The sequence below is a fragment of the Paraflavisolibacter caeni genome, from assembly GCF_025628885.1.
Taxonomy (GTDB): domain Bacteria; phylum Bacteroidota; class Bacteroidia; order Chitinophagales; family Chitinophagaceae; genus Flavisolibacter; species Flavisolibacter caeni.
In genome coordinates, this window is record NZ_JAOTIF010000002.1 from 412,669 (window position 1) to 433,847 (window position 21,179).

Genomic DNA, 21,179 nt, shown 5'->3' on the forward strand with positions numbered 1-21,179 from the left:
AAAATTAAGATTTTAAAAAGGCTTATAGAACCTTTTCATCAACCTCATCTCTCTATCAACTCCAGGTTCTTCATAAGCATTGTCTTCAGGTTCACTTTAAGAAGATCCCCCATCGATTCGCATTTGTTGAACGCGTCTGTATTATGAGTCGAATTTAATTGCTCTTTCAACTGGTTTATTTTTTCCGGAGTAGATATATCGTCCTTAACCATGATATCCATCAGTTCCATCATCCTGTAGCGGGAAGAGAACAGGCGGAATGCCATCAGTGTACGTTCTTCCATCTGGTATTGTTCTATCGATTCTTTGTCCAGTAGTTTAAGTACCAGTTCAACGAATGGATAATTCTCTTTAAAAAACTGTGGACGGTACAGGTTAGCCCTGCCCTCATAACACTGCTGGTCAAAGTCTATTGGTCTTAAGCGGTATTGAAAATCTTCAATATCAGGAGTAATGTCCACCACAAAATTATAGCTGCGCATATCGCCTAACAGCCTTGCAAAGCATCGTTCGTTAAACTTTACGATCTCTTTAGCCAATCTTATCTTATTGGTGTTGGACATCTTCAGGTACTGATCCACAAACAGGTCGCCGGGTATGCCTGGGATATGCTCTTCCACAAGGGTTCCCGGGGCTGTCAGGTACTTCATCCGGTTAGGAGAGAGGATATGTTCTAGTTCAAGGCCGTAAATACGTGAAGCATCTTCCCTCTTAATATAATAATGGTCGCAGTTATCATTATAGCGGTTAACGATGCGGATCCGGAAAGGATTGGAGTTCCCAAATGTACAGTAGTCAATACGTGCTACTGCCAGGTGTTTGGTAAAGGTATAGTCACCCTCCATTTTCAACTTGGCGTACAGGTTGATCAAAGCCTCCTGGAGGTAATCCCATTCTTTAAGATCATAATGTGCCTTTTCCCACAAAGTATCCCTGCCTTTCTTGTCCTTCAGTGGCGTAGAATAAGCAATCCGTTCCAGGTCGTTATAACAAATAGGTAACGAGGTTTCCCGCCCCCACTTCTTCAAATAAGTACGCAGTTTCTTACATACAGGAAAAAACGGCTTTTTACGTGATGGTTTGGCGAAGTTTTGCATATGCGGCAAATTACCCCAAAATTACCCCCCAATCCCTTGACCCTGATCATCAATTACCAGGATGTTGCTTAGAGAAACAAAAAGCCCGCTTTGATAAGCGGGCTTTAACATATTAAATATGCTCTGCTTAGCGCAAGAACAACAATTCACGGTATTTTGGCAAGTACCATTCTTTGTCGTCAACCAGCAGTTCAAGCTTGTCAGCATGTCTGCGGATCTTATCATAGAAGGTATCTTTTACCTGCTCACAGTATGCAATTGCTTTTTCACGAGTGTTTTCAATTGCATTAGCTTTTTTGCGGGCTTCAATCATTGCCAATACATTAGAACTCAGTTCATTAATGTGCTTGGAAATGTTTTCCAGCAATTGCTTTTGGCTAGCGTAGCTTGCCTCTGACAACCCTGCTTCTTTCAACCCTTTGATATTGTTTACCAGCAGGTTCTGGTAGCGGATAGCACAAGGTAAAATGTGGCTGGTAGCCAGTTCTGCCATTATCCTTCCTTCGATCTGTACCTTCTTGATGTATTTTTCCAGTTCGATCTCGTGGCGAGCTTCCAGTTCAGGATGCGTGTAGATGTTGTTATCAGCAAACAACTTCTTAGCCTTATCTGTTACCATTGCATCCAATGCATATGGAGTAGTCTTCACATTTGGCAAACCACGGCGTTCAGCCTCTTTCGCCCATTCTTCGCTGTAGTTATTACCTTCAAACAACACTTTCTCGCTCGCTACAATGTACTCGCGGATAACGTGCATGATGGCGATTTCTTTCTTTTCACCTTTTTCAATCAAGGCATCAACATCTTTCTTGAATTGTCTTAAGGTAGCGGCCATGATTGTATTCAACACAGTCATTGGGCTGGCACAGTTGGCAGAAGAACCTACAGCGCGGAACTCGAATTTATTACCAGTAAAGGCAAAAGGAGAAGTACGGTTGCGGTCTGTGTTGTCCATCAATAACTCAGGAATGCTCCTGTGAATGTCGATCTTCAGCATGCTTTCGTCTTGCTCGTCAAATTTGTCGCTAACCCTTTGCTTCACATCCTGTAAGATCTTATTCAGATACTGTCCAATAAATACAGAGATGATAGCTGGAGGAGCTTCATTGGCACCCAGGCGGTGATCGTTCGGGGCAGAAGCAATAGACGCTCTTAACACATCAGCATAGTCATGAACGGCTTTAATCGTGTTCACAAAGAACGCCAGGAACATTAAGTTGGTCTTTGGAGTTTTACCAGGAGACAACAGGTTTACGCCTGTGTTGGTAGCCATACTCCAGTTGTTATGCTTACCGCTACCGTTAATGCCGGCAAATGGTTTTTCGTGCAACAACACTCTTAATTTATGACGGGCAGCAACGCGGGTCATGATGTCCATCAACAGGGAGTTGTGGTCAACAGCCAGGTTCAGTTCTTCAAAAATAGGTGCACACTCAAACTGGGCAGGAGCTACCTCGTTGTGACGGGTACGCAGAGGAATACCTAGTTTGTAGCACTCTAATTCGAAATCGCGCATGAAAGCGTATACTCTTTCTGGAATAGAACCAAAGTAATGGTCTTCCAACTGCTGGTTTTTAGCAGAGTTGTGACCAAAAACAGTTCTGCCGCACATTACCAGGTCAGGACGTGAGTTGAATAAACCTTCATCAACTACAAAATATTCCTGTTCCCAGCCTAATGTAGCAGTAACATGAGTTACGTTCCTGTCGAAATAGTTACAAACGTCAACAGCTGCATTGTTCAAAGCTTCAATAGCCTTCAGCAATGGCGCTTTATAGTCAAGAGATTCACCAGTATAAGAAACAAAGATGGTAGGAATACACAAAGTCTTTCCATAACCGATATCGATGATAAAGGCAGGGGAAGATGGATCCCATGCAGTATAACCACGGGCTTCAAAAGTTGCTCTCAAACCACCGCTTGGGAAAGAAGATGCATCAGGCTCTTGTTGAATCAATGCGTCACCGTCAAACGTCTCTATAGCTGTACCATCGCTTTTCAGGGTGAAGAAAGAGTCATGCTTTTCTGCTGTAGTACCGGTTAAAGGCTGGAACCAGTGTGTATAGTGGGTCACACCTTTGCTTTCAGCCCAGGCGCGAATACCATTGGCAATCTGGTTGGCCATAGAGCGGTCAATTTTCTGACCAGCTTTAATTGACGCCATCAGGCTTTTATATGCTTCATCGCTCAGGAATTGTCTGGCAACCTGGTGGGTGAATACATTTTCTGCAAACAAAGCGGTAATCTTTGCTTTGGTTGTACCATTGGATGGCTCTAAAAGAGATTCCAAGGTTTGCTCAGAAAGATTGTTTAGGGCTTGAAATCGCAACGACATAATTGAGAATTTTGGGCAAAGAAAAAGATTGCTGCTGAAATACAGAAAATTTTTTTGAAATCTGTAAAAAAACAGCTGATTCTTAACAAATTTAGACTATTGTTGTAGCAAGGTGAGCAATAAAACGCTATTTAACTAGGAAAACCTAAACATTGTTTTCGTTTGTAATATTATTAGGCAGCAGCTGCTGAATTCTCTTCCAGTTGATGGATGCCATCATGGGTACAACCAGGAAAGGAAGTACAAGACTCCTGTACCGGACAATCGCCCCGATAAAGTGAACGGTATAGCCAATACTCATTAAAACAGAAAATGAAAAAAACAGGCAAACCAGCAGGGTAGGCGACAGGCGGACTCTGGGTTCCCTGATGAATAAGAAAACAAAAAATAAAAGAATAAGCAGGTCGATCTCTAAGGCTGCGCCTAAGGAGAAAATGTCCTTGACATCAGATGGATAGGGCCTAATCGTGGAAAGCAAATATGCCTGTGGCGCATTTTTGAAAAAACTTCCTGCACTTGCCTGTAAATGGCTGACTTCTACGGCTGAATTTCCTTTTAAGGATAGGAAAGCCTGCTGTCGGTCGACTAATGATTGTGGAAAGTCAAGACTTGGATAAATATATTTTGCTGAAAAGAATAAGAGCATACACACAAAGTAAACGGCTCCAAAGGTTAAAACGGATCGCTGCTCTTGTTTCCAGGCTAGTATCCATGCTATAATAGCCGGGATAAGGATGGGGACCAGGAAGTTGCGCAACAACAACACAAGCAGTAAGCTTACTCCTATACTGATTAATTTCTTGAAAGAAAAACTGTTTTGTTGGATTCCAAAATGGAAGCAGTATATAATAACCGCAATACCAGCGAAAATGAGCCCGTCTTTGTGTATGCCGCTGGTCCAATACATAAAAGAAGGTAAAAGGAAGGTAGATAATAATATGGTAAGCTTCTTAGTCGGAAATAGATCTGTCATAACCCTGTAAAGGGCTATGGGACCTGCCAACGTTAAAAAGGAGTAAAAGACGACATTAATATAATAGTTGCTGGAGCTGAACACATTGAAGACAGCAAGCATTTTAATAAAAAAGTTGCCATCCAGGTCGTTCCACCACGAATTCTCAACTGATAAGAACTTGCCATACTGGCTTTCCGTATAACCGCTGCGAAAAAGTGAAGCTACGAAGTCAACAGGGTCCGATAACAAAAGTCCCTTTTCCTTCAGGCTTTCAAAATGAAATGCCCAGGTGTCTAGCTGGTTATAATAAATACCAATCCAACCGTAAGAGATGCCCACAATTACCTTGAGCAGGAATACTGTTATCAAAAGGGCAGGAGTTAAGCCGGATTGAGTAAAAAACTTGATCCGTGTAACCAGCCAGGCAAATAAAAACAGGTATGCAGCAAAAAGCAGGATTTCCAAACAGTTGAGTTTAGTTCATACAAATCTAACACTTCAATTTACCACCACCTGTACATACAATAAAAATCTTTCACCTAAATGACGAGTTCCTCCGTTTTGTATAGTAAATTTACTTTGCCTTACCCCTTTGTTTACCCTCTTTACCCTTGCTTACTCCTTTCGTCCCTTATTTTTCAATTATAAATCTTCAATTATGAAGCCCTTAACCCTTCTTACTATGCCTTTGCTGGCGGTAGTTATTTTTTGTGTTATCTCCTGCGGTGGACAAGGTGGCAATAAAAACGAAACCACGACCACCGAAGATACTACTACTACTACTACCACTACTACAGAAGCCACAACACCCGCCTCAACTATTACAACCATGCCTCAGGATATGGTAGTGGCAACGCACAAGGTGGCAGATTTCAACAAATGGGAAGCCTCCTACGATGCACACGATTCTATGCGGTTGGCCAATGGCGTGCATAGTTATGTGATTGGCCGTAATATAAAGGATACCAATATGGTGATGGTTGCAACAAAAGTAGACGATATGAAAAAGGCAAAAGCATTTGCTAAAGATCCCGCTTTAAAGCAAGCCATGCAGAAAGGTGGGGTTATGGGAACTCCCCATTTTAATTTTATCACCATGGTCTACCAGGATACATCAAAAATTGAGTCTGACCTGCGTTCAAGAACGACATTCATGGTGAAAGATTGGGACAGGTGGCAAAAAAAATTTGACAGCGGACGGCAAATGAGAAAAGACAATGGCATCGTGGATCGGGCTTACGGTCACGATGTTGATGATAACCATAAAGTAGTGGTAGTAGTGGCATTGACAGATACGGCCAAAGCCTTTGCTCATTGGAAATCAGACGATATAAAAAAAGGGATGGAGGCAGCAGGTGTAATTGGCCAGCCTGAACGCTTCCTCTTCCGCATCGTAAAACGCTACTAACCCATTTTGATGTGCGGTGATTATAGAAGCCGCCTCAAGTAGGAGGCGGCTTCTATTTACGTTTTCAACCCACCACCCAAACTGCTTCACAATTCACCTTTCCTCATTCCCTCTGTTCCCCTTTTTCCATTAGCTTTGCGCCTTTCAAAGCAAAATCATGGAAGTAACCGTTAAAACAGCCGAGCAGCTTCGCATTACCGCCGAAGAATTTGAAATGATCAAGCAGAAATTAGGAAGAACCCCCAATTTCAATGAGTTATGTGCCTTTTCCGGAATGTGGAGTGAGCACTGTAGCTACAAAAATTCGATCAAATGGCTCAAAACCCTTCCCCGTGAAGGCGGCAGAATGCTGGTAAAAGCTGGTGAAGAAAATGCCGGACTGATGGATATCGGCGACAACTATGGTGTTGTATTTAAAATTGAATCCCACAACCACCCCTCAGCCATCGAGCCCTTCCAGGGTGCAGCCACCGGCGTAGGTGGTATCCACCGCGATATCTTTACCATGGGCGCGCGTCCGATTGCAGCCCTGAACTCCCTGCGCTTCGGAAACCTGGCCGAGGAAAAAACTCAGCATTTGCTGGCCGGCATTGTACATGGTATCGGCCATTATGGCAACTGCTTTGGCGTTCCTACTGTAGGTGGTGAAATCTATTTCGAACAATGCTATCATACCAACCCGCTGGTAAATGCCATGAGTGTGGGTATTGTAAAGGCAGGCAAAACTGTTTCTGCTACCGCCGAAGGAATTGGTAACCCCGTAATATATGTGGGTAGTGCCACCGGTAAAGACGGTATTGGCGGTGCTTCTTTTGCTTCTGCAGATATTACTTCTGAAAGCGTTGAAGAATTACCTGCCGTTCAGGTGGGCGACCCCTTCCAGGAAAAGAAACTTCTGGAGGCTTGCCTGGAAGTGATTGAAACCGGTGCTGTCGTGGGCATGCAGGATATGGGTGCCGCTGGTATCATCTGCTCTACTGCCGAAATGAGTGCCAAAGGAAACGTGGGTATGCGCATCGACCTGGATAAAGTGCCAATGCGCCAGCAAAACATGAAGGCTTGGGAATTATTATTGAGTGAAAGCCAGGAGCGTATGTTGCTCGTTGCCGAAAAAGGCCGCGAAGATGAAGTAAAGAAGGTTTTCGATAAATGGGATCTCCCTAGTGCTGTTGTTGGTGAAGTAACCGAAGATGGCCTTTTGAGTTTTTATATGTATGGAGAACTGGAAGCCCAGATTCCTGCCCAGGAACTGGTGCTGGGTGGCGGTGCTCCGCAGTACGAAAGAAAGTACGAGCGTCCTGCTTACTTTGATGCTATCGAAAAGTTCAATCCCGAAAGCATTGCTGTACCTGAAGACCTGAAATCGGTTGCTGACCAATTGGTTCAACTGCCTTCTATTGCTAATAAACGCTGGGTATATAACCAGTACGATAGCATGGTGGGTACTGTAAATGCTTCAACGAACGAACCAACCGATGCTGCCGTGGTATTGGTAAAGGAAACCGGTAAAGGTCTGGCTGTAACGGTAGACTGCAACAGCCGTTATGTATTCGCTGATCCTTATAAGGGTGCAATGATCGCTGTTTCAGAAGCTGCCCGTAACATTGTTTGTACCGGCGGCCAGCCGTTGGGTGTTACCAACTGTCTCAACTTTGGTAATCCTTACGATCCACAGGTTTATTACCAGTTTGTGAATGCAATTAAAGGTATGGGCGAAGCCTGCCGTAAATTCGATACACCTGTTACCGGTGGTAACGTGAGCTTCTACAACCAAAACCCCGAAGGTCCTGTTTATCCAACTCCGACAATCGGTATGGTTGGTTTGATCGATGACCTGAAGAAAACTATGAGCCTTGGTTTCAAAAACGAGGATGATATCATCTTTGTTGTGGGTAACCTGAATAACGATATCAACAGCTCCGAATACCTGCAAAAGGTTTGTGGTGTTGAGTTTTCACCTGCGCCTTATTTTGACCTGGAAGAAGAATTCCAGTTACAGCAGAAAGTGAAGGAATTGATCGATGCGGGCGCTGTTGCTTCCGCCCACGACATCAGCGAAGGTGGCTTGTTCATCAACCTGTTGGAATCTGGCTTTGTAAACGAATTGGGTTTTGCAATTAACTTCCCTAAGAACCTGCGCAAAGACGCCTTCCTCTTTGGTGAGGCCCAGAGTAGGGTCGTGGTATCAGTAAAAGCAAATCAGGTAGATGCTTTCAAAAACGTCCTTGGCAGCTTCCCTGCTACTGAAGTAGGTGTGGTAACTGGCAAATATGTGCGCATCAATGGTGAAGACTGGGGCCACATCAACGACTGGAAAGAAAAGTATGACAACGCTATTAGCAACATGTTGTCGAAAGAAGAGTCAATGGATGCCCTGGCAATGATCTAAATATCTTAGCAAAGCCTCCCATTAGAGAGGCTTTGTTATTTTTAATATATTAATATCCCATTAATCACATGTCCAAAAAAATTGCCGTTATCGGTGGTGGTAACCTTGGTACTGCCATCGTAGAAGGAATATTGCAAAGTGGCTTTTCAAAAGCTGAAGACATCACCGTTACAAAAAGGAACATTGCTACATTGACCTCTTTAAAGGAAAAAGGTGTAACAGTGATTACCGATAATAATAAGGCCGTTAAGGATGCAGAGATTGTGATACTGGCCATCAAACCTTTTCAGATTAAAGATGTTCTGGCAGGTATAGTCAAAGACCTTTCTCCAGATCAGATCCTGATTTCTGTGGTTACAGGTATCTTCATTAAGGATATGCAGGAAGTGATCAAAAAGAAAATGCCCATCTTCCGTGCAATGCCCAATACCGCTATCGCGATCAGGGAAAGCATGACCTGTTTAAGCAGTGCTCACGCTTCCGAAGAACAAGTCACCTTAGTAAAGGATCTTTTCTGTACTGTAGGAAAAGTGACTGTTATTGAAGAAAAGTTGATGGATGCCGCTACCGTATTGGGTGCCTGTGGAACGGCTTACGCCATGCGCTATGTCCGGGCAAACATCCAGGGTGGTATAGAAATAGGCTTTGATGCAGCTACTGCCAGCCTTATTGCAGCACAAACTGTAAAAGGTGCCGCTGAACTGCTGTTGCAGAAAGGTACCCACCCCGAACAAGAAATCGATAAAGTAACAACCCCCAAAGGATGCACCATTGCCGGTTTGAACGAAATGGAGCACCAGGGCTTTAGCTCCTCGCTTATCAAGGGCATCTCTACCAGCTACGAAAAAATCTTAAAAGGATAATATCAAGAATTATATAGGCGTATTTATCATATATAGCTCAGTAAAGTCCTCTTAAATTAATTATGTCACAAAGGCTAACTATAATCAGTTAGCCTTTGCTGTTTTATGGGTAAAAAAATGTTGGTAGCTGATCAATATCTTTTGTGTATTCAAAACATTTCCCTATCTTGACGGCGCAGGAAAAGAATAGCTCTATACTTTAAGAATTAAGAAATATTCTATTTAATTATTTTTGATCAAGTTATGTCTATTTCGTAATAGGTAGGGTTGAAAATCATATTTTTTTTCATTGTTTGCCATCATTAATGCTAAATTCTATGTTTGCCATCAAGAATTATTTTTTTTTATTTAACAATCTTCTGTTATTTTCGTCCCCATTGAGGAAATTGATGAGCTTCGAATGGACTTTTATTTAAGTTGGTACTGATCCTTCGTTAAAAGATAAAAACACATTATAAAGATTATATCTTAATATATGTCGCATCCTTTTTAATGCGGTAATATATTCCACCCTTTATTACGTTTCCAACCGACGTTCCTTTTTTAAACCAAGGATACATTTAAAATTAGAGTTCACATGAGAAAAATTGCACCACTGTTTACAGTGCTGATGCTGCTATGCGCATTGGCATTCGGCCAAGCCCGTACAGTTACGGGAACGGTCAGGGATGAAAATGGTAATCCCATTCCTTACGCTTCAGTTACCATAACCGGAACTCAAACCGGGACAACTGCAGATGCAAATGGTAACTATTCAATTGAAATTAAGCAAAATGGCAGATTGACCTTCACTGCCACAGGTTTTCAGACACACAGCATTGCCCCCAATGGTAACATCTTTAATCTTACATTAAAAAGAGGGGAAGGTAATTTGCAAGAAGTTGTTGTTACTACAGCTTTGGGGCTTAGAAGAAACAAAAACACATTGCCTTATGCTGCACAAACCATTAAGGGTGATGATGTTAGTCAGACCAGAAGCGGCAACTTTGTAAGTGGATTATCTGGTAAGGTTTCCGGCGTTGAGATTCGCCAGGGTAATGCCATGGGAGCTTCAACCAACGTGGTGATCCGTGGTACTAAGTCGCTGCTGAATAGCAACCAGGCTATGTTTGTTGTGGATGGTGTGCCCATCGACAACTCCAATAACAGCACTGATAATACAAAAACCGGTCGCGGTGGTTTCGACTATGGTAATGCTGCTGCCGATATCAACCCTGATGACATTGAATCATTGACTGTTTTAAAGGGCGCTGCCGCTACTGCATTATATGGCTCGCGCGCTGCAAACGGGGTTGTAATGGTGACAACCAAAAAGGGTAGAAAAGGCTTGGGTATAACTGTAAATTCTGGTGTAACCGTTGGCGCTATTGATAAAAGTACCTATGCAAAATACCAGAAAGAGTATGGCGCAGACTATACGCCATCAGCAAAGGGTTATGGTTCGCCTGATAAATATTTCTTGTATTTCGATGTAAATGGTGATGGCGTAAAAGATGAAGTGGTGCCTACTACAGAAGATGCCTCCTATGGAGCTAAATTCGATCCTAATCGTTTGGTGTACCATTGGGATGCTTTTGATGCTGCATCTCCATATTATAAAAAAGCAAGACCTTGGGTTGGTGCCGAAAACGATCCGGTAAGCTTTTTTGAAAGGGCTGTTTCTACAAATAATAGTGTTTCTATTGACGGAGGTAATGATAAAGGTTCTTTCAAATTGGGGTATACTAGAAACGAGGAAAAAGGTGTCCTTCCCAATAGTAAGCTATTGAAGAACCTGGTGAACTTTGGATCTACTTATAGACTGACTGAACAATTAACTGCAGCAGGATCTCTCAACTTTTCAAATATCCAGGGTACAGGAAGATACGGTACTGGTTATGATGATTGGAACGTAAACCAGCAGTTCCGCCAATGGTGGCAAACCAACGTAGATATCAAAGAGTTAAAGGAAGCTTACTTCAGAAACAGGCAAAATATTACATGGAACTGGGCTGATCCCTCCAAAGCTTCTGGTTTATACCCTATTTATAGTGACAATCCTTATTTTGCTCGTTATGAGAATTATGAACAAGATGAACGTTATCGGTATTTTGGTAATGCTTCACTAAACTATACGCCTACAAACTGGCTGAACATACTGGGGCGTGTATCTTTAGATTCGTATAATGAACTGCAGGAAGAGCGATTTGCAGTCGGCAGCAATGCTCCATCGGCATATAAGCGCTTTAATAGAACCTTCAGTGAGTATAACTACGACTTGATGGCTAACTTCAATAAAGACATCAATGAGGATTTTAACCTGAAAGCTGTTTTGGGTACTAATATCAGAAGAACAAACATTAATTCTATTAGAGCAGAAACAAATGGTGGTTTGGTTGTTCCGGGATTATACTCCTTGGCAATGTCCAAAAACCCAATCAATGCCCCGGTAGAGATAGCTGAAGCGGTTGCTACTGATGGCTATTTTGGTAGCATAACCTTAGGTTATAAAAATTACCTCACGCTGGATGCTACAGCCCGCCAGGATCGCTCGTCTACACTGCCTAAGGGTAATAATTCATATTTCTACCCTTCAATATCTGGTAGTTTCTTGTTCTCCAAATTCTTGTCACGCTATACTTGGTTGTCGTCTGGTAAGTTAAGAGCTAACTATGCACAAGTGGGTAACAGTGCGCCTTGGGGCAGTCTGCAGGATATATATGACAAACCAAACCCATTTGGTACAGCCACTTTGTTCTCATTGCCAAACACTAAGAATAATGCAGAACTGAAACCAGAGAAAACAAATAGCTATGAAATTGGTCTGGAGGCAGCTTTCCTGCGCAGCCGCTTGGGATTTGATGTTACTTATTATAATACAAAAAGTATCGACCAGATCATCCCTGTTGCCGTTTCATATGCTACCGGTTACAGCAGTAAATACGTAAACGCTGGCACTGTTGTGAACAAAGGTGTTGAATTATCAATTTATGCAACCGTGGTGCAGACTCCTAATTTCTCCTGGACCACAAACATCAACTGGACAAGCAATCGGAACAAAGTAGTGGCCTTATACGACAGCAGCAAAAATTTACAGGTCGCTTCCTTCCAGGGAGGTGTTTCCATCAATGCTAAATTGGGTGAGCCTTATGGTTCCATTCAGGGTAAAACATGGCAAACACTAAATGGTGAAAAATTGGTGGGTAGCAATGGGCGCTATGCACAGACTTCCACTACCGATAATGTGATTGGTAATATCAATCCCGATTGGACAGGTGGTATCTACAATACATTCAAGTATAAAAACGTTTCACTAGGATTTTTGGTGGATGTTCGTCAAGGTGGTGATGTGTTCTCGCTGGATATGTATTATGGACTGGCTACCGGTTTGTATCCTGAAACTGCTGGCCTGAATGATTTAGGTAAGCCTTCAAGGAACACTGTTGCTGATGGTGGTGGTGTAATTATGCAGGGGGTAACCGCAGATGGAAAGCCTAATACAAAAAGGGTGGAGAATATCTATGGTACCTACGGTTATTCATACAATCCTGCAGCCAACTTTGTTTATGACGCCAGCTATGTAAAACTGAGAGAGGCAAATATTACCTATTCCTTCCCGTCAAGTATGGTGTCAAAACTGAAAGTGTTTAAAGGCATCGATTTGTCAATCATTGGTAGAAACCTTTGGATCATCCATAAAAATCTTCCATATGCAGACCCCGAGGAAAATCTGACTTCTGGTAATGCACAGGGCTATCAAAGTGGTGCTTATCCTACAACCAGAACTATCGGCGCAAACCTGAAATTGAAATTCTAAAAAGGAGGACAAACAATGAAAAAGCTTTTAATTATATCTATATCCTTATTCACTTTGGCGGCATGTACCAAGGATATTGAACAGTTCAATGAACAAACAAAGAATGCTGCACAAGCTCCGGCTGGTACTCTGTTTTCAAATGCTGTTAGGAATTTTGCAGATGGCTTGACAAGTGCTAGTGTTAACTTGAATGTATTTCGCCAGACAGTTCAACACTGGGCTGCTACTACCTATCAGGATGAACCAAACTATGATTTCACGACTCGTAATATCCCCCAAGCCTGGTGGTTACGGATGTATCGTGACGTGTTGGTTGATTTGAAAGAGGCTAAACGCCTTGCTCCATTGGACATCACTATTTCTGAGGCTACTAAGAAAAACAGGGTGGCCATAGCTGATATCATGCAGGTGTATACTTACTCAGTTTTGGTGAACACATTTGGGAACGTTCCCTATTTAGAGTCATTGGATTATGATAACCTGTTTCCGAAATATGACGATGCAAAAACCATTTATGATGACTTGTTAAAGAGGATCAACGATGACTTGGCTGCTTTGAATGAGTCAGGTAGTGGTTTTGAATCAACTTCTGATTTTGTTTATGGTGGCGATATCCCGAAATGGAAAAAATTTGCCAACTCATTGAAGATCAAGTTGGCAATGACCATTGCTGATGCCGATGCGGCTAAAGCAAAGTTGGCTGTAGAAGAAGCTGTTGCTGCAGGAGTCATCACTTCGGCTGACGATAATGCAATTGTTAAATATTCAGCAACCACTCCAAATACCAACCCTATTTGGGTAGATCTGGTACAAAGCAATCGTCAGGACTGGGTGGCTGCAAATACTTTTGTGGATAAATTAAAGGAACTCAGTGATCCTCGTTTATCACTTTACCTAAAACCCAACGACGCAGGTGTGTATGTTGGCGGAGTATCAGGTTCAAATAATACATATGCTAACTGTGCTAAAGTGAGTAATAAGATAATTGATCCTGCCTTGCCTGGCTTGTTGTTGGATTATGTGGAGGTGGAATTCTATAAGGCAGAAGCTAAAGAGCGCGGATTTAATGTAGCAGGTACTGCTGAAGAGCATTATAATAATGCAATAAAAGCTTCAATCCTTTACTGGGGCGGTACTGTCGCCCAGGCTGATACTTATCTACAAAGTGCCGGCGTTGCTTATACAACTGCTGCAGGTAGTTATAAACAAAAAATAGGTTCTCAGAAATGGATCGCTTTATTTAACCGCGGATTCGAAGCATGGACAGAATACAGAAGATTGGATTATCCTGTATTAACGCCTCCTGCTACTGCAAAGTCTGGTTATCCAAACAGATTTACCTATCCTACTAACGAGCAGACAGTAAATAAAACAAACTACAAAGACGCTTCTGCCAAAATCGGCGGCGATAAAGTAGAAACAAAGCTATTCTGGGATAAGTATTAATGCTTACTTTCTCATGGTAGATGGCTGTTAATTAATACCGGGGCCGCCCATTTGGGCGGCCCCGGTATTTGTGCACATTAAGGGGTGTGGTTTAACGCTTCCTTGTGAACAAATTGTTTTTTCCTTCGCAATACATCTTCGTAGCTTTGCATGACCTCCCGGATTTTTTTCCAAAACACATTTCCGTTGGTCATAATATATAACAAATCCTCTTTTGAGGATGGGTTCTTTATGTTAGCTCGCCATCGACAAAAAACAAAAGAAGAAAAACTTTAAACTTTAAACCATAAATAATGGCTAAGTACATTTTTGTTACGGGAGGTGTTACCTCTTCGTTGGGAAAGGGAATTATTGCGGCTTCGTTAGCCAAACTCTTGCAGGCCAGGGGCCTGCGCGTTACCATCCAAAAGTTCGACCCATATATTAATGTCGACCCCGGAACCCTCAACCCATATGAACATGGCGAATGCTATGTTACTGAGGACGGCGCTGAAACTGACCTGGATTTGGGACACTATGAGCGCTTCCTGAATATTCACACCTCTCAAGCCAACAACGTTACCACTGGCCGTATTTATCAATATGTGATCAACAAGGAAAGAGAAGGTGCTTTCCTGGGAAAAACAGTACAGGTGATCCCCCATATTACCGACGAAATCAAACGTCGCATGCTGTTGCTGGGGCAGAGTAACGAATTTGATATCGTGATCACGGAGTTAGGCGGGACAGTAGGGGATATCGAATCCCTTCCATATATAGAGGCTGTGCGCCAGCTGCAATGGGAACTGCCCGAGGAAGACTTGCTGGTTGTGCACCTGACGCTTGTACCTTACTTAAAGGCGGCAAAGGAACTGAAAACCAAGCCTACACAGCACTCTGTAAAAATGTTGAGCGAAAGCGGCGTTTTCCCGGATGTGATCGTATGCCGTACAGAAGAGCCTATTACTGCTGACATCAAAAGGAAGATCGCCCAGTTTTGTAATGTGAAGCCCGAAGCTGTTATTGAGGCCCCGGATGCCAGCACCATTTACGAAGTGCCCCTGCTCATGATGAACGAGCGTCTGGATCTTATTGTACTGAAAAAATTAAACATGAGCGGGTTTAAAGAACCCGACCTGACCCGTTGGAAAGGGGTCCTGGATAAATTAAAATACCCCAAAGCCAAAATTACAATTGGACTGATTGGTAAATACGTGGAACTCCAGGATGCCTACAAGTCAATTTTAGAGGCTTTTGTGCATGCCGGCGCCATCAACGAGTGCAAAGTGCAAGTAATACCTATCCATTCCGAATTTATTACTGAGGAAAATGTAAAAGAAAAGCTCCAGAACCTGGATGGTTTACTCGTTGCACCAGGCTTTGGCCTCAGGGGTATAGAAGGAAAGATCACCGCTGTAAAGCATGCACGCGAAAGTGGCCTGCCCTTCTTCGGCATTTGCCTGGGTATGCAAATGTCTGTTATTGAATATGGAAGGAATGTATTAGGCATTAAAGATGCCCATTCCACAGAAATGGAACCTGAAACCCAGGGTGCTGTGATTGATATGATGGAGGAGCAGAAAAAAGTTACCAAAATGGGTGGAACCATGCGTCTGGGGGCTTATCCATGCGAAATCGCACCTGGTACCTTAGCGCATAAAATCTATGGCACTACCCAAATCTCTGAGCGTCACCGCCATCGTTATGAGTTCAATAACGACTATTTAGAACAGTACGAGCAAAGTGGTATGATCGCCAGTGGTCGCAACCCGGAAACCGGGCTGGTGGAAATTGTGGAATTACCAGACCATCCGTTCTTTATCGGTTGCCAGTACCACCCCGAACTGAAGAGTACGGTGGAAGCCCCTCATCCTTTATTCGTTCATTTTGTAGCTGCTGCCCGCCATTTCAATGAACATCGGATGGGTATAAAAAACACAGTTACTCATAAAGAAGCTGTTTAGAAAAGCTTAACGCTTTATAGTGAATTATAGCAAAGCCAGCCGTGAAGGCTGGCTTTAAACTTCCTATCTTTGCCGCCTTCTGATTGAACCGTCAAATGAAACAGGCCTTCCGGCTGGTTGTATTTGACCAATTACAATTAATTACACACAAATGAATTTCGACCGCAATACGATTATCGGTTTTGTTGTGCTAGGCCTCCTCTTTATAGGCTATTTTTATTATAACAACCAGCAGCATGAGGCTTTATTGAGAGAAAAAGCCCGCCAGGATTCTATAGCCCAGGCCCATATGCCTAAGGTGGATTCCGCTGCATTCAGACGTGATTCCTTTAAAATTGATTCTCAAAACCGTGCTATTTCAGCTGGTAGTTTCCTGGCTGCCGCTAACGGGACAGAACAGGTTACCCAAATTAATAACGAACTCATTACTGTTGCTTTCACAAACAAAGGTGGCCAGGTAAAATGGGTGGAGTTGAAAAACTTCAAGGATCCCTCCGGCAATAATCTGCGTCTGGCTGGTAGCAACTTTGATAAATTCAGTTATGTGATCAAAACAGCTCCTAACCAATCAGCTGATATCTCTAACTTCTATTTTACTCCGGGACCTAAAAAGGTAAATGCCGATGGTTCTCAGACCATTTCTTTCCAATTGCAGGGAAATGGTGCCTCTATCGCCCACGAGTTTGTGGTACGCCGCGATAATTACATGATTGATTTCAACCTGTTGTTAAACGGTATCCCGCAGCTTACTTCCAATAATTCATTAAATGTTCTTTGGCAAAACAGGGCAGTGCAGTTGCAAAAAGACCTGAATTACGAAAAGCAGCAATCCCAGATCAGCTACCGCGTCAATGGCGATTATGACCACAGCAGTGCTGTGAATAGCGGCGATGAAAAATTCGAAAAACCTGTAAACTGGGTAGCTGTAAAACAGCAATTCTTTAATTCAACGCTGATCAATAAAGATAACTTTTCATCGGGTAGTATCAATTGGACGATCCCTGCCAAAGGAAATACAACTTCTTCAGGGAATAATACAATTGTCGATGCTACTGCCAATCTGAACATCCAGCTGCCGGCCGCCACAAGCGGTATTGTTCATCTGGCCATGTATTATGGACCTACTGACTATAAATTATTAAAGCAGTATGGCAATGATATGGAAGACATGGTGAACCTGGGCAGCGGTATGTTTGCTTTTGTAAAATATATCAACCGTTGGATCGTAATTCCGGTGTTTGATCTGTTCCGTAAGTTTACTTCCAATTTTGGTATCGTAATCCTTTTACTGACCCTGTTTATCCGCTTACTCATTTCTCCTCTAACATACAGCAGCTATTTGAGTGGTGCTAAAATGAAAGTATTGCGTCCGGAGATTGACGTGTTAAGGGCTAAATATGGCAACGACCAACAACAAATAAGCATGGAACAAATGAAATTGTTCCGCGAGGCTGGCGTAAACCCAATGGGTGGTTGTATTCCAGGCTTGTTTCAGATTCCCATCTTCTTTGCTTTATATAGCTTTTTTAATTCAAATGTGGCCTTGAGAGGGGAAAGCTTCTTGTGGGCAAAAGATTTGTCACAATATGATTCTATTCTGAATCTGCCTTTCACCATACCTTTTTATGGCGACCATGTAAGCTTGTTTACAATAACAGCAACGCTTACAAGCTTCCTGATTTCACTCTATAGCATGAGCATGACACCGGACCAAAGCAATCCTGTTTTAAAATGGATGCCTTATTTCTTCCCCATTATGCTCTTGTTCATCTTTAACAAGCTGCCTTCTGGTTTGACCTGGTATTACACTGTATCCAACCTGATTACCCTTGCATTGCAGTTTGTGATCCAGAATTATATCATCAATCATGATAAGATCCTGGCTAAGATTGAAGAGAATCGCAGGAAGCCAAAAACAAAATCCAAATGGCAGGAGCGTATAGAGGCCATGCAGGATCAACAAAAGAAAGTACAGGAAATGCAGCAGAAAACACGTAAATAACTGCTTGCTTCGATAAGTTAGTTCACGGGTTCACTTGTTATGAAAGACCTTAACTTCATAACTTGTGAACCCGTAAACATTTTCTAAGCAACTATTCATGATATTTGGTGCGTCTTTATGTTTTAAAAGATTTTATGCAATTGAAATATTTCTTTTTTCTGGCTTTGATTCTGACTGGGCTTATGTCTTTCGCGCAAAAGAAGTTCTCAGAGGGTACAATATATTATGATATCGTTATTAACACTGGAACTGAAAAGCCTCAGGCCGCCGACTTTTTCGATGGGGCAACCAGCACCGTCTATCTCAAAGGACTACGGAGTCGCACCGAGATGGTAAGTTCATTAGGCACCCAGGCCACAATTATTGACGGTCTGAAAAATAATATTGTGATTTTGAAAGAGTATGGCGATCAGAAATACATGATTCAATTGACACCCGAGAACTGGAAAGAAATTAATAAAAAGTATGAGGGTGTAACCTTCTCATACCTTCCGGATACAAAAACTATAATCGGTTATGCTTGTAAAAAAGCCATTGGAAAGCTCTCGGATGGCACTTCTTTTACGGTTTGGTATACCGCCGACCTGGCTACGGAAAGCAAGAACTTTCAAACAATGAATACCTCTTTACCCGGCCTTGCCATGGAATATGAAACTTCCTTTGGAAAGATCAATGTAACCTATACAGTTTCCAAAATCTCCTTTAGCCCAGTTCCCGCGGCCAAGTTTGATCTTCCCAAATCTGGCTTCCGCGTCATGACTTACGAGGAAAGTAAAGGCCATTAAATAATAAATGAGGCCGAAGCCTCACTTTGTTTATTTCAAATCTTATTATTAATACTGTACAGGTGTAGAATTGATGGTTACTTTATCCAGAAGCACCTTTCTTTTCAATGGAAGAATGTATGTATTATTGCCTCTTTGGTAAGTAATGTTGGTATTCAGTACTATGTACCTGTTGGTTGAGTTGGTGAGTACTTGGTTGCCGCGATAGTTATAGTGCGACTTCAACGAAAACGTTTTGGCACAGAGATAACGGGATTTGTTCAGTAAGAGGAGCCCTTGCTCACGATCTTTCCTGCCGCCTTCTCCGAAAGTAGCAAAAGCAGCTAAAGATGCCGTTAAAAGCACAGCAGTAACTACTTTCTTTTTGAACAAACAGGGTATTTTAGCAGGAGATTTCATTTATAATTGCAAAATTACTATAAAAAATTAACATTTTATCAACTGTTTAACTAATTATTTACTTTTGAACAACCTGTGCAAAATATGTGCTGTAAAAAATTGGCGTTCTTTTAGCTTAATTGTAAATTGTTGCAGGAGGACATGAAGATGATTACCGATCCCTATTTTGATAAAGAAAGTATTAATGAGTTATTGAAGAGCTATGAAAACCTCCGTACAGGAAAAACCAGTATTTTCCTTGATGAAGAGGACTTTGAACGTATCATCGAATATTATGATGATCAGGAAGACCTGGCAAAAGCAATGGAAGCTGCCAACATCGCAATCGGGTATTACCCCTTTTCCGCAACCATTCTCTTTCGAAAAGCCGACTTGTTAATTGCCTCACGCATGTATTACGAGGCGCTTGATGCCCTTAAAAGGGCCGAACTTTTGGATGCCGCAGATATTAATTTATATATTTTGAAAACAGACGCCTATTTGGCCCTGGACATGCAGGAAAAAGCCGTCGCTGTTTTAGAAGAGGCTATTGCTCATTTCGAAGGGGAAGATAAGGTTGAGCTTTTATTCGAATTGGCTGACGTATATGATGATTATGAGGAATTTGACAAGGTTTATGATTGCCTCTCGATGATTTTGCAGGATGAGCCTTCCAATGAGGAAGCCCTCTATAAAATATGTTTCTGGACCGACTTTACCGGTCGCAATGAAGAAAGCATCAGGCTTTACATGAAGATCATTGACCATCAACCCTACAACGAACTGGCATGGTTTAATCTGGGAGCTGCCTATCAGGGACTGAAGCTGTATGAAAAGGCAATCGACGCCTATGAATATGCTCTGGTAATTGATGAAAAATTCGATTATGCATACCGCAATATCGGGGATGCATATATACGCCTCCGGAAATATAAAGAGGCAATAGAAGCTTTAGAAAAAGTGCTGGAACTTTCAAAACCCGAAGAGGTAATATATGAAGCCATAGGGCACTGCTACGACCGCATGCATAATTATGCCCAGGCAAGATTCCATTACCGAAAGGCCTCTCATCTGAATCCGGAGGACAGTAAGCTTTTTTATAAAGTGGCGCATACTTACTTTAATGAAGGCCAATGGAACAGCGCAGCAAAGCAGTTGGAAAGCGCTTTGAAAATTCACCGCACTCAGCAAGAGTACAATTTGTTGATGGGTGAATGTAAGCTGCAAATGGGGCAAATCAAAGAGGCAGTACAATATTTCAGTCAGGCTGTAAAACTTCGTCCTAAAAAAATATCTGGTTGGGAAGCGCTGATCCGTTGTTTGTACACAGCAGAATATTATGGCGAAGCAAAGCAACAAGCTTTAACAGCCCTAGAACTGACAAATGCAAAGCCTGTCTTTCTTTTTTATCTCAGTGCCATCTTATTTGCTATGGGACAGCCCAAAGAAGGCTTGTTATTACTGGAAAGGGGAATGGAGAAAGCACCAAGATTGGTAAAAAAATTCATTGCATTGAATCCTTCTGTTTTAGAGAATCATAATGTCGTTGCCATCATTGCTCGCTACAAACGCAAACGCACCAAATAGTTAAAATTCAGTTTGAAATTTAAGATTCAGAATGACATTGTCACTTCAGACTTCCTGTTATTTATGAATTTGTAATTTCTTAATAAGGAAATTCTTTAAACAACGAATCTTAAATTTCATCTCGATATCTATTAGAATGATTTTTTTAAATTCTTAAATCACCTTTTCCCTTAAGCCAATTCCCTATTTTTGCCC

Annotated in this window: 13 protein-coding genes; 9 read left to right on the forward strand and 4 right to left on the reverse strand. The window is 42.2% G+C overall.

Annotation, left to right across the window (positions count from 1 at the left end; translation table 11 throughout):
- Positions 1-44: 44 nt before the first annotated feature.
- The 3 genes from OCK74_RS05855 to OCK74_RS05865 all read right to left on the reverse strand — a co-directional run bounded on the left by OCK74_RS05855 (position 45) and on the right by OCK74_RS05865 (position 4,852).
- Positions 45-1,097: a hypothetical protein gene (locus OCK74_RS05855; RefSeq protein WP_279296076.1), complete on the reverse strand. Its 1,053-nt coding sequence runs from the start codon at positions 1,095-1,097 to the stop codon at positions 45-47.
- 127 nt (positions 1,098-1,224) lie between these two features.
- Positions 1,225-3,432, reverse strand: a complete 2,208-nt coding sequence (locus tag OCK74_RS05860) for a glutamine synthetase III family protein (RefSeq protein ID WP_279296077.1) — start codon at positions 3,430-3,432, stop codon at positions 1,225-1,227.
- 145 nt (positions 3,433-3,577) lie between these two features.
- Positions 3,578-4,852, reverse strand: coding sequence for a hypothetical protein (locus OCK74_RS05865; protein WP_279296078.1), 1,275 nt, complete (start codon positions 4,850-4,852; stop codon positions 3,578-3,580).
- A gap of 193 nt (positions 4,853-5,045) precedes the next feature.
- Between OCK74_RS05865 and OCK74_RS05870 the strand changes: the two genes are divergently transcribed.
- The 8 genes from OCK74_RS05870 (at position 5,046) to OCK74_RS05905 (ending at position 19,019) form a co-directional block, all read left to right on the forward strand.
- The gene (locus tag OCK74_RS05870) at positions 5,046-5,795 is read left to right on the forward strand and encodes a hypothetical protein (protein ID WP_279296079.1); all 750 of its coding nucleotides are present in this window, start codon (positions 5,046-5,048) and stop codon (positions 5,793-5,795) included.
- Positions 5,796-5,952: 157 nt separating this feature from the next.
- Positions 5,953-8,184, forward strand: a complete 2,232-nt coding sequence (gene purL, locus OCK74_RS05875) for a phosphoribosylformylglycinamidine synthase subunit PurL (protein ID WP_279296080.1) — start codon at positions 5,953-5,955, stop codon at positions 8,182-8,184.
- 68 nt (positions 8,185-8,252) lie between these two features.
- Positions 8,253-9,047: a pyrroline-5-carboxylate reductase gene (gene proC / locus OCK74_RS05880; protein WP_279296081.1), complete on the forward strand. Its 795-nt coding sequence runs from the start codon at positions 8,253-8,255 to the stop codon at positions 9,045-9,047.
- A 577-nt stretch (positions 9,048-9,624) separates the two neighbouring features.
- Positions 9,625-12,843, forward strand: a complete 3,219-nt coding sequence (locus OCK74_RS05885) for a SusC/RagA family TonB-linked outer membrane protein (protein ID WP_279296082.1) — start codon at positions 9,625-9,627, stop codon at positions 12,841-12,843.
- Positions 12,844-12,858: 15 nt separating this feature from the next.
- Entirely contained in the window at positions 12,859-14,289 is a 1,431-nt protein-coding gene (locus OCK74_RS05890) for a SusD/RagB family nutrient-binding outer membrane lipoprotein (RefSeq protein WP_279296083.1), read from the forward strand.
- 293 nt (positions 14,290-14,582) lie between these two features.
- On the forward strand, positions 14,583-16,232 hold the full coding sequence (locus tag OCK74_RS05895) for a CTP synthase (protein WP_279296084.1): 1,650 nt from the start codon (positions 14,583-14,585) through the stop codon (positions 16,230-16,232).
- Positions 16,233-16,383: 151 nt separating this feature from the next.
- Entirely contained in the window at positions 16,384-18,234 is a 1,851-nt protein-coding gene (gene yidC / locus OCK74_RS05900) for a membrane protein insertase YidC (protein WP_279296085.1), read from the forward strand.
- A gap of 182 nt (positions 18,235-18,416) precedes the next feature.
- On the forward strand, positions 18,417-19,019 hold the full coding sequence (locus OCK74_RS05905) for a DUF4412 domain-containing protein (RefSeq protein WP_279296086.1): 603 nt from the start codon (positions 18,417-18,419) through the stop codon (positions 19,017-19,019).
- A 48-nt stretch (positions 19,020-19,067) separates the two neighbouring features.
- Here the strand turns inward: OCK74_RS05905 and OCK74_RS05910 are convergent, their stop codons facing one another.
- On the reverse strand, positions 19,068-19,391 hold the full coding sequence (locus OCK74_RS05910) for a hypothetical protein (protein WP_279296087.1): 324 nt from the start codon (positions 19,389-19,391) through the stop codon (positions 19,068-19,070).
- Between the two features lie 168 nt (positions 19,392-19,559).
- On the opposite strand from OCK74_RS05910, the gene OCK74_RS05915 reads away from it, so the two are divergent.
- A complete protein-coding gene (locus OCK74_RS05915) occupies positions 19,560-20,984 on the forward strand; it encodes a tetratricopeptide repeat protein (protein WP_279296088.1) in 1,425 nt (474 codons plus the stop codon).
- Positions 20,985-21,179 lie beyond the last annotated feature (195 nt).

What these genes read in the sequence shown, in the direction of transcription:
- OCK74_RS05855 (WP_279296076.1), bottom strand. Translation starts at nt 1,097, where the DNA reads ATGCAAAACTTCGCCAAACCATCACGTAAAAAGCCGTTTTTTCCTGTA.
- OCK74_RS05860 (WP_279296077.1), bottom strand. Translation starts at nt 3,432, where the DNA reads ATGTCGTTGCGATTTCAAGCCCTAAACAATCTTTCTGAGCAAACCTTG.
- OCK74_RS05870 (WP_279296079.1), top strand. Translation starts at nt 5,046, where the DNA reads ATGAAGCCCTTAACCCTTCTTACTATGCCTTTGCTGGCGGTAGTTATT.
- purL (WP_279296080.1), top strand. Translation starts at nt 5,953, where the DNA reads ATGGAAGTAACCGTTAAAACAGCCGAGCAGCTTCGCATTACCGCCGAA.
- proC (WP_279296081.1), top strand. Translation starts at nt 8,253, where the DNA reads ATGTCCAAAAAAATTGCCGTTATCGGTGGTGGTAACCTTGGTACTGCC.
- OCK74_RS05885 (WP_279296082.1), top strand. Translation starts at nt 9,625, where the DNA reads ATGAGAAAAATTGCACCACTGTTTACAGTGCTGATGCTGCTATGCGCA.
- OCK74_RS05890 (WP_279296083.1), top strand. Translation starts at nt 12,859, where the DNA reads ATGAAAAAGCTTTTAATTATATCTATATCCTTATTCACTTTGGCGGCA.
- OCK74_RS05895 (WP_279296084.1), top strand. Translation starts at nt 14,583, where the DNA reads ATGGCTAAGTACATTTTTGTTACGGGAGGTGTTACCTCTTCGTTGGGA.
- yidC (WP_279296085.1), top strand. Translation starts at nt 16,384, where the DNA reads ATGAATTTCGACCGCAATACGATTATCGGTTTTGTTGTGCTAGGCCTC.
- OCK74_RS05905 (WP_279296086.1), top strand. Translation starts at nt 18,417, where the DNA reads ATGTCTTTCGCGCAAAAGAAGTTCTCAGAGGGTACAATATATTATGAT.
- OCK74_RS05915 (WP_279296088.1), top strand. Translation starts at nt 19,560, where the DNA reads ATGAAGATGATTACCGATCCCTATTTTGATAAAGAAAGTATTAATGAG.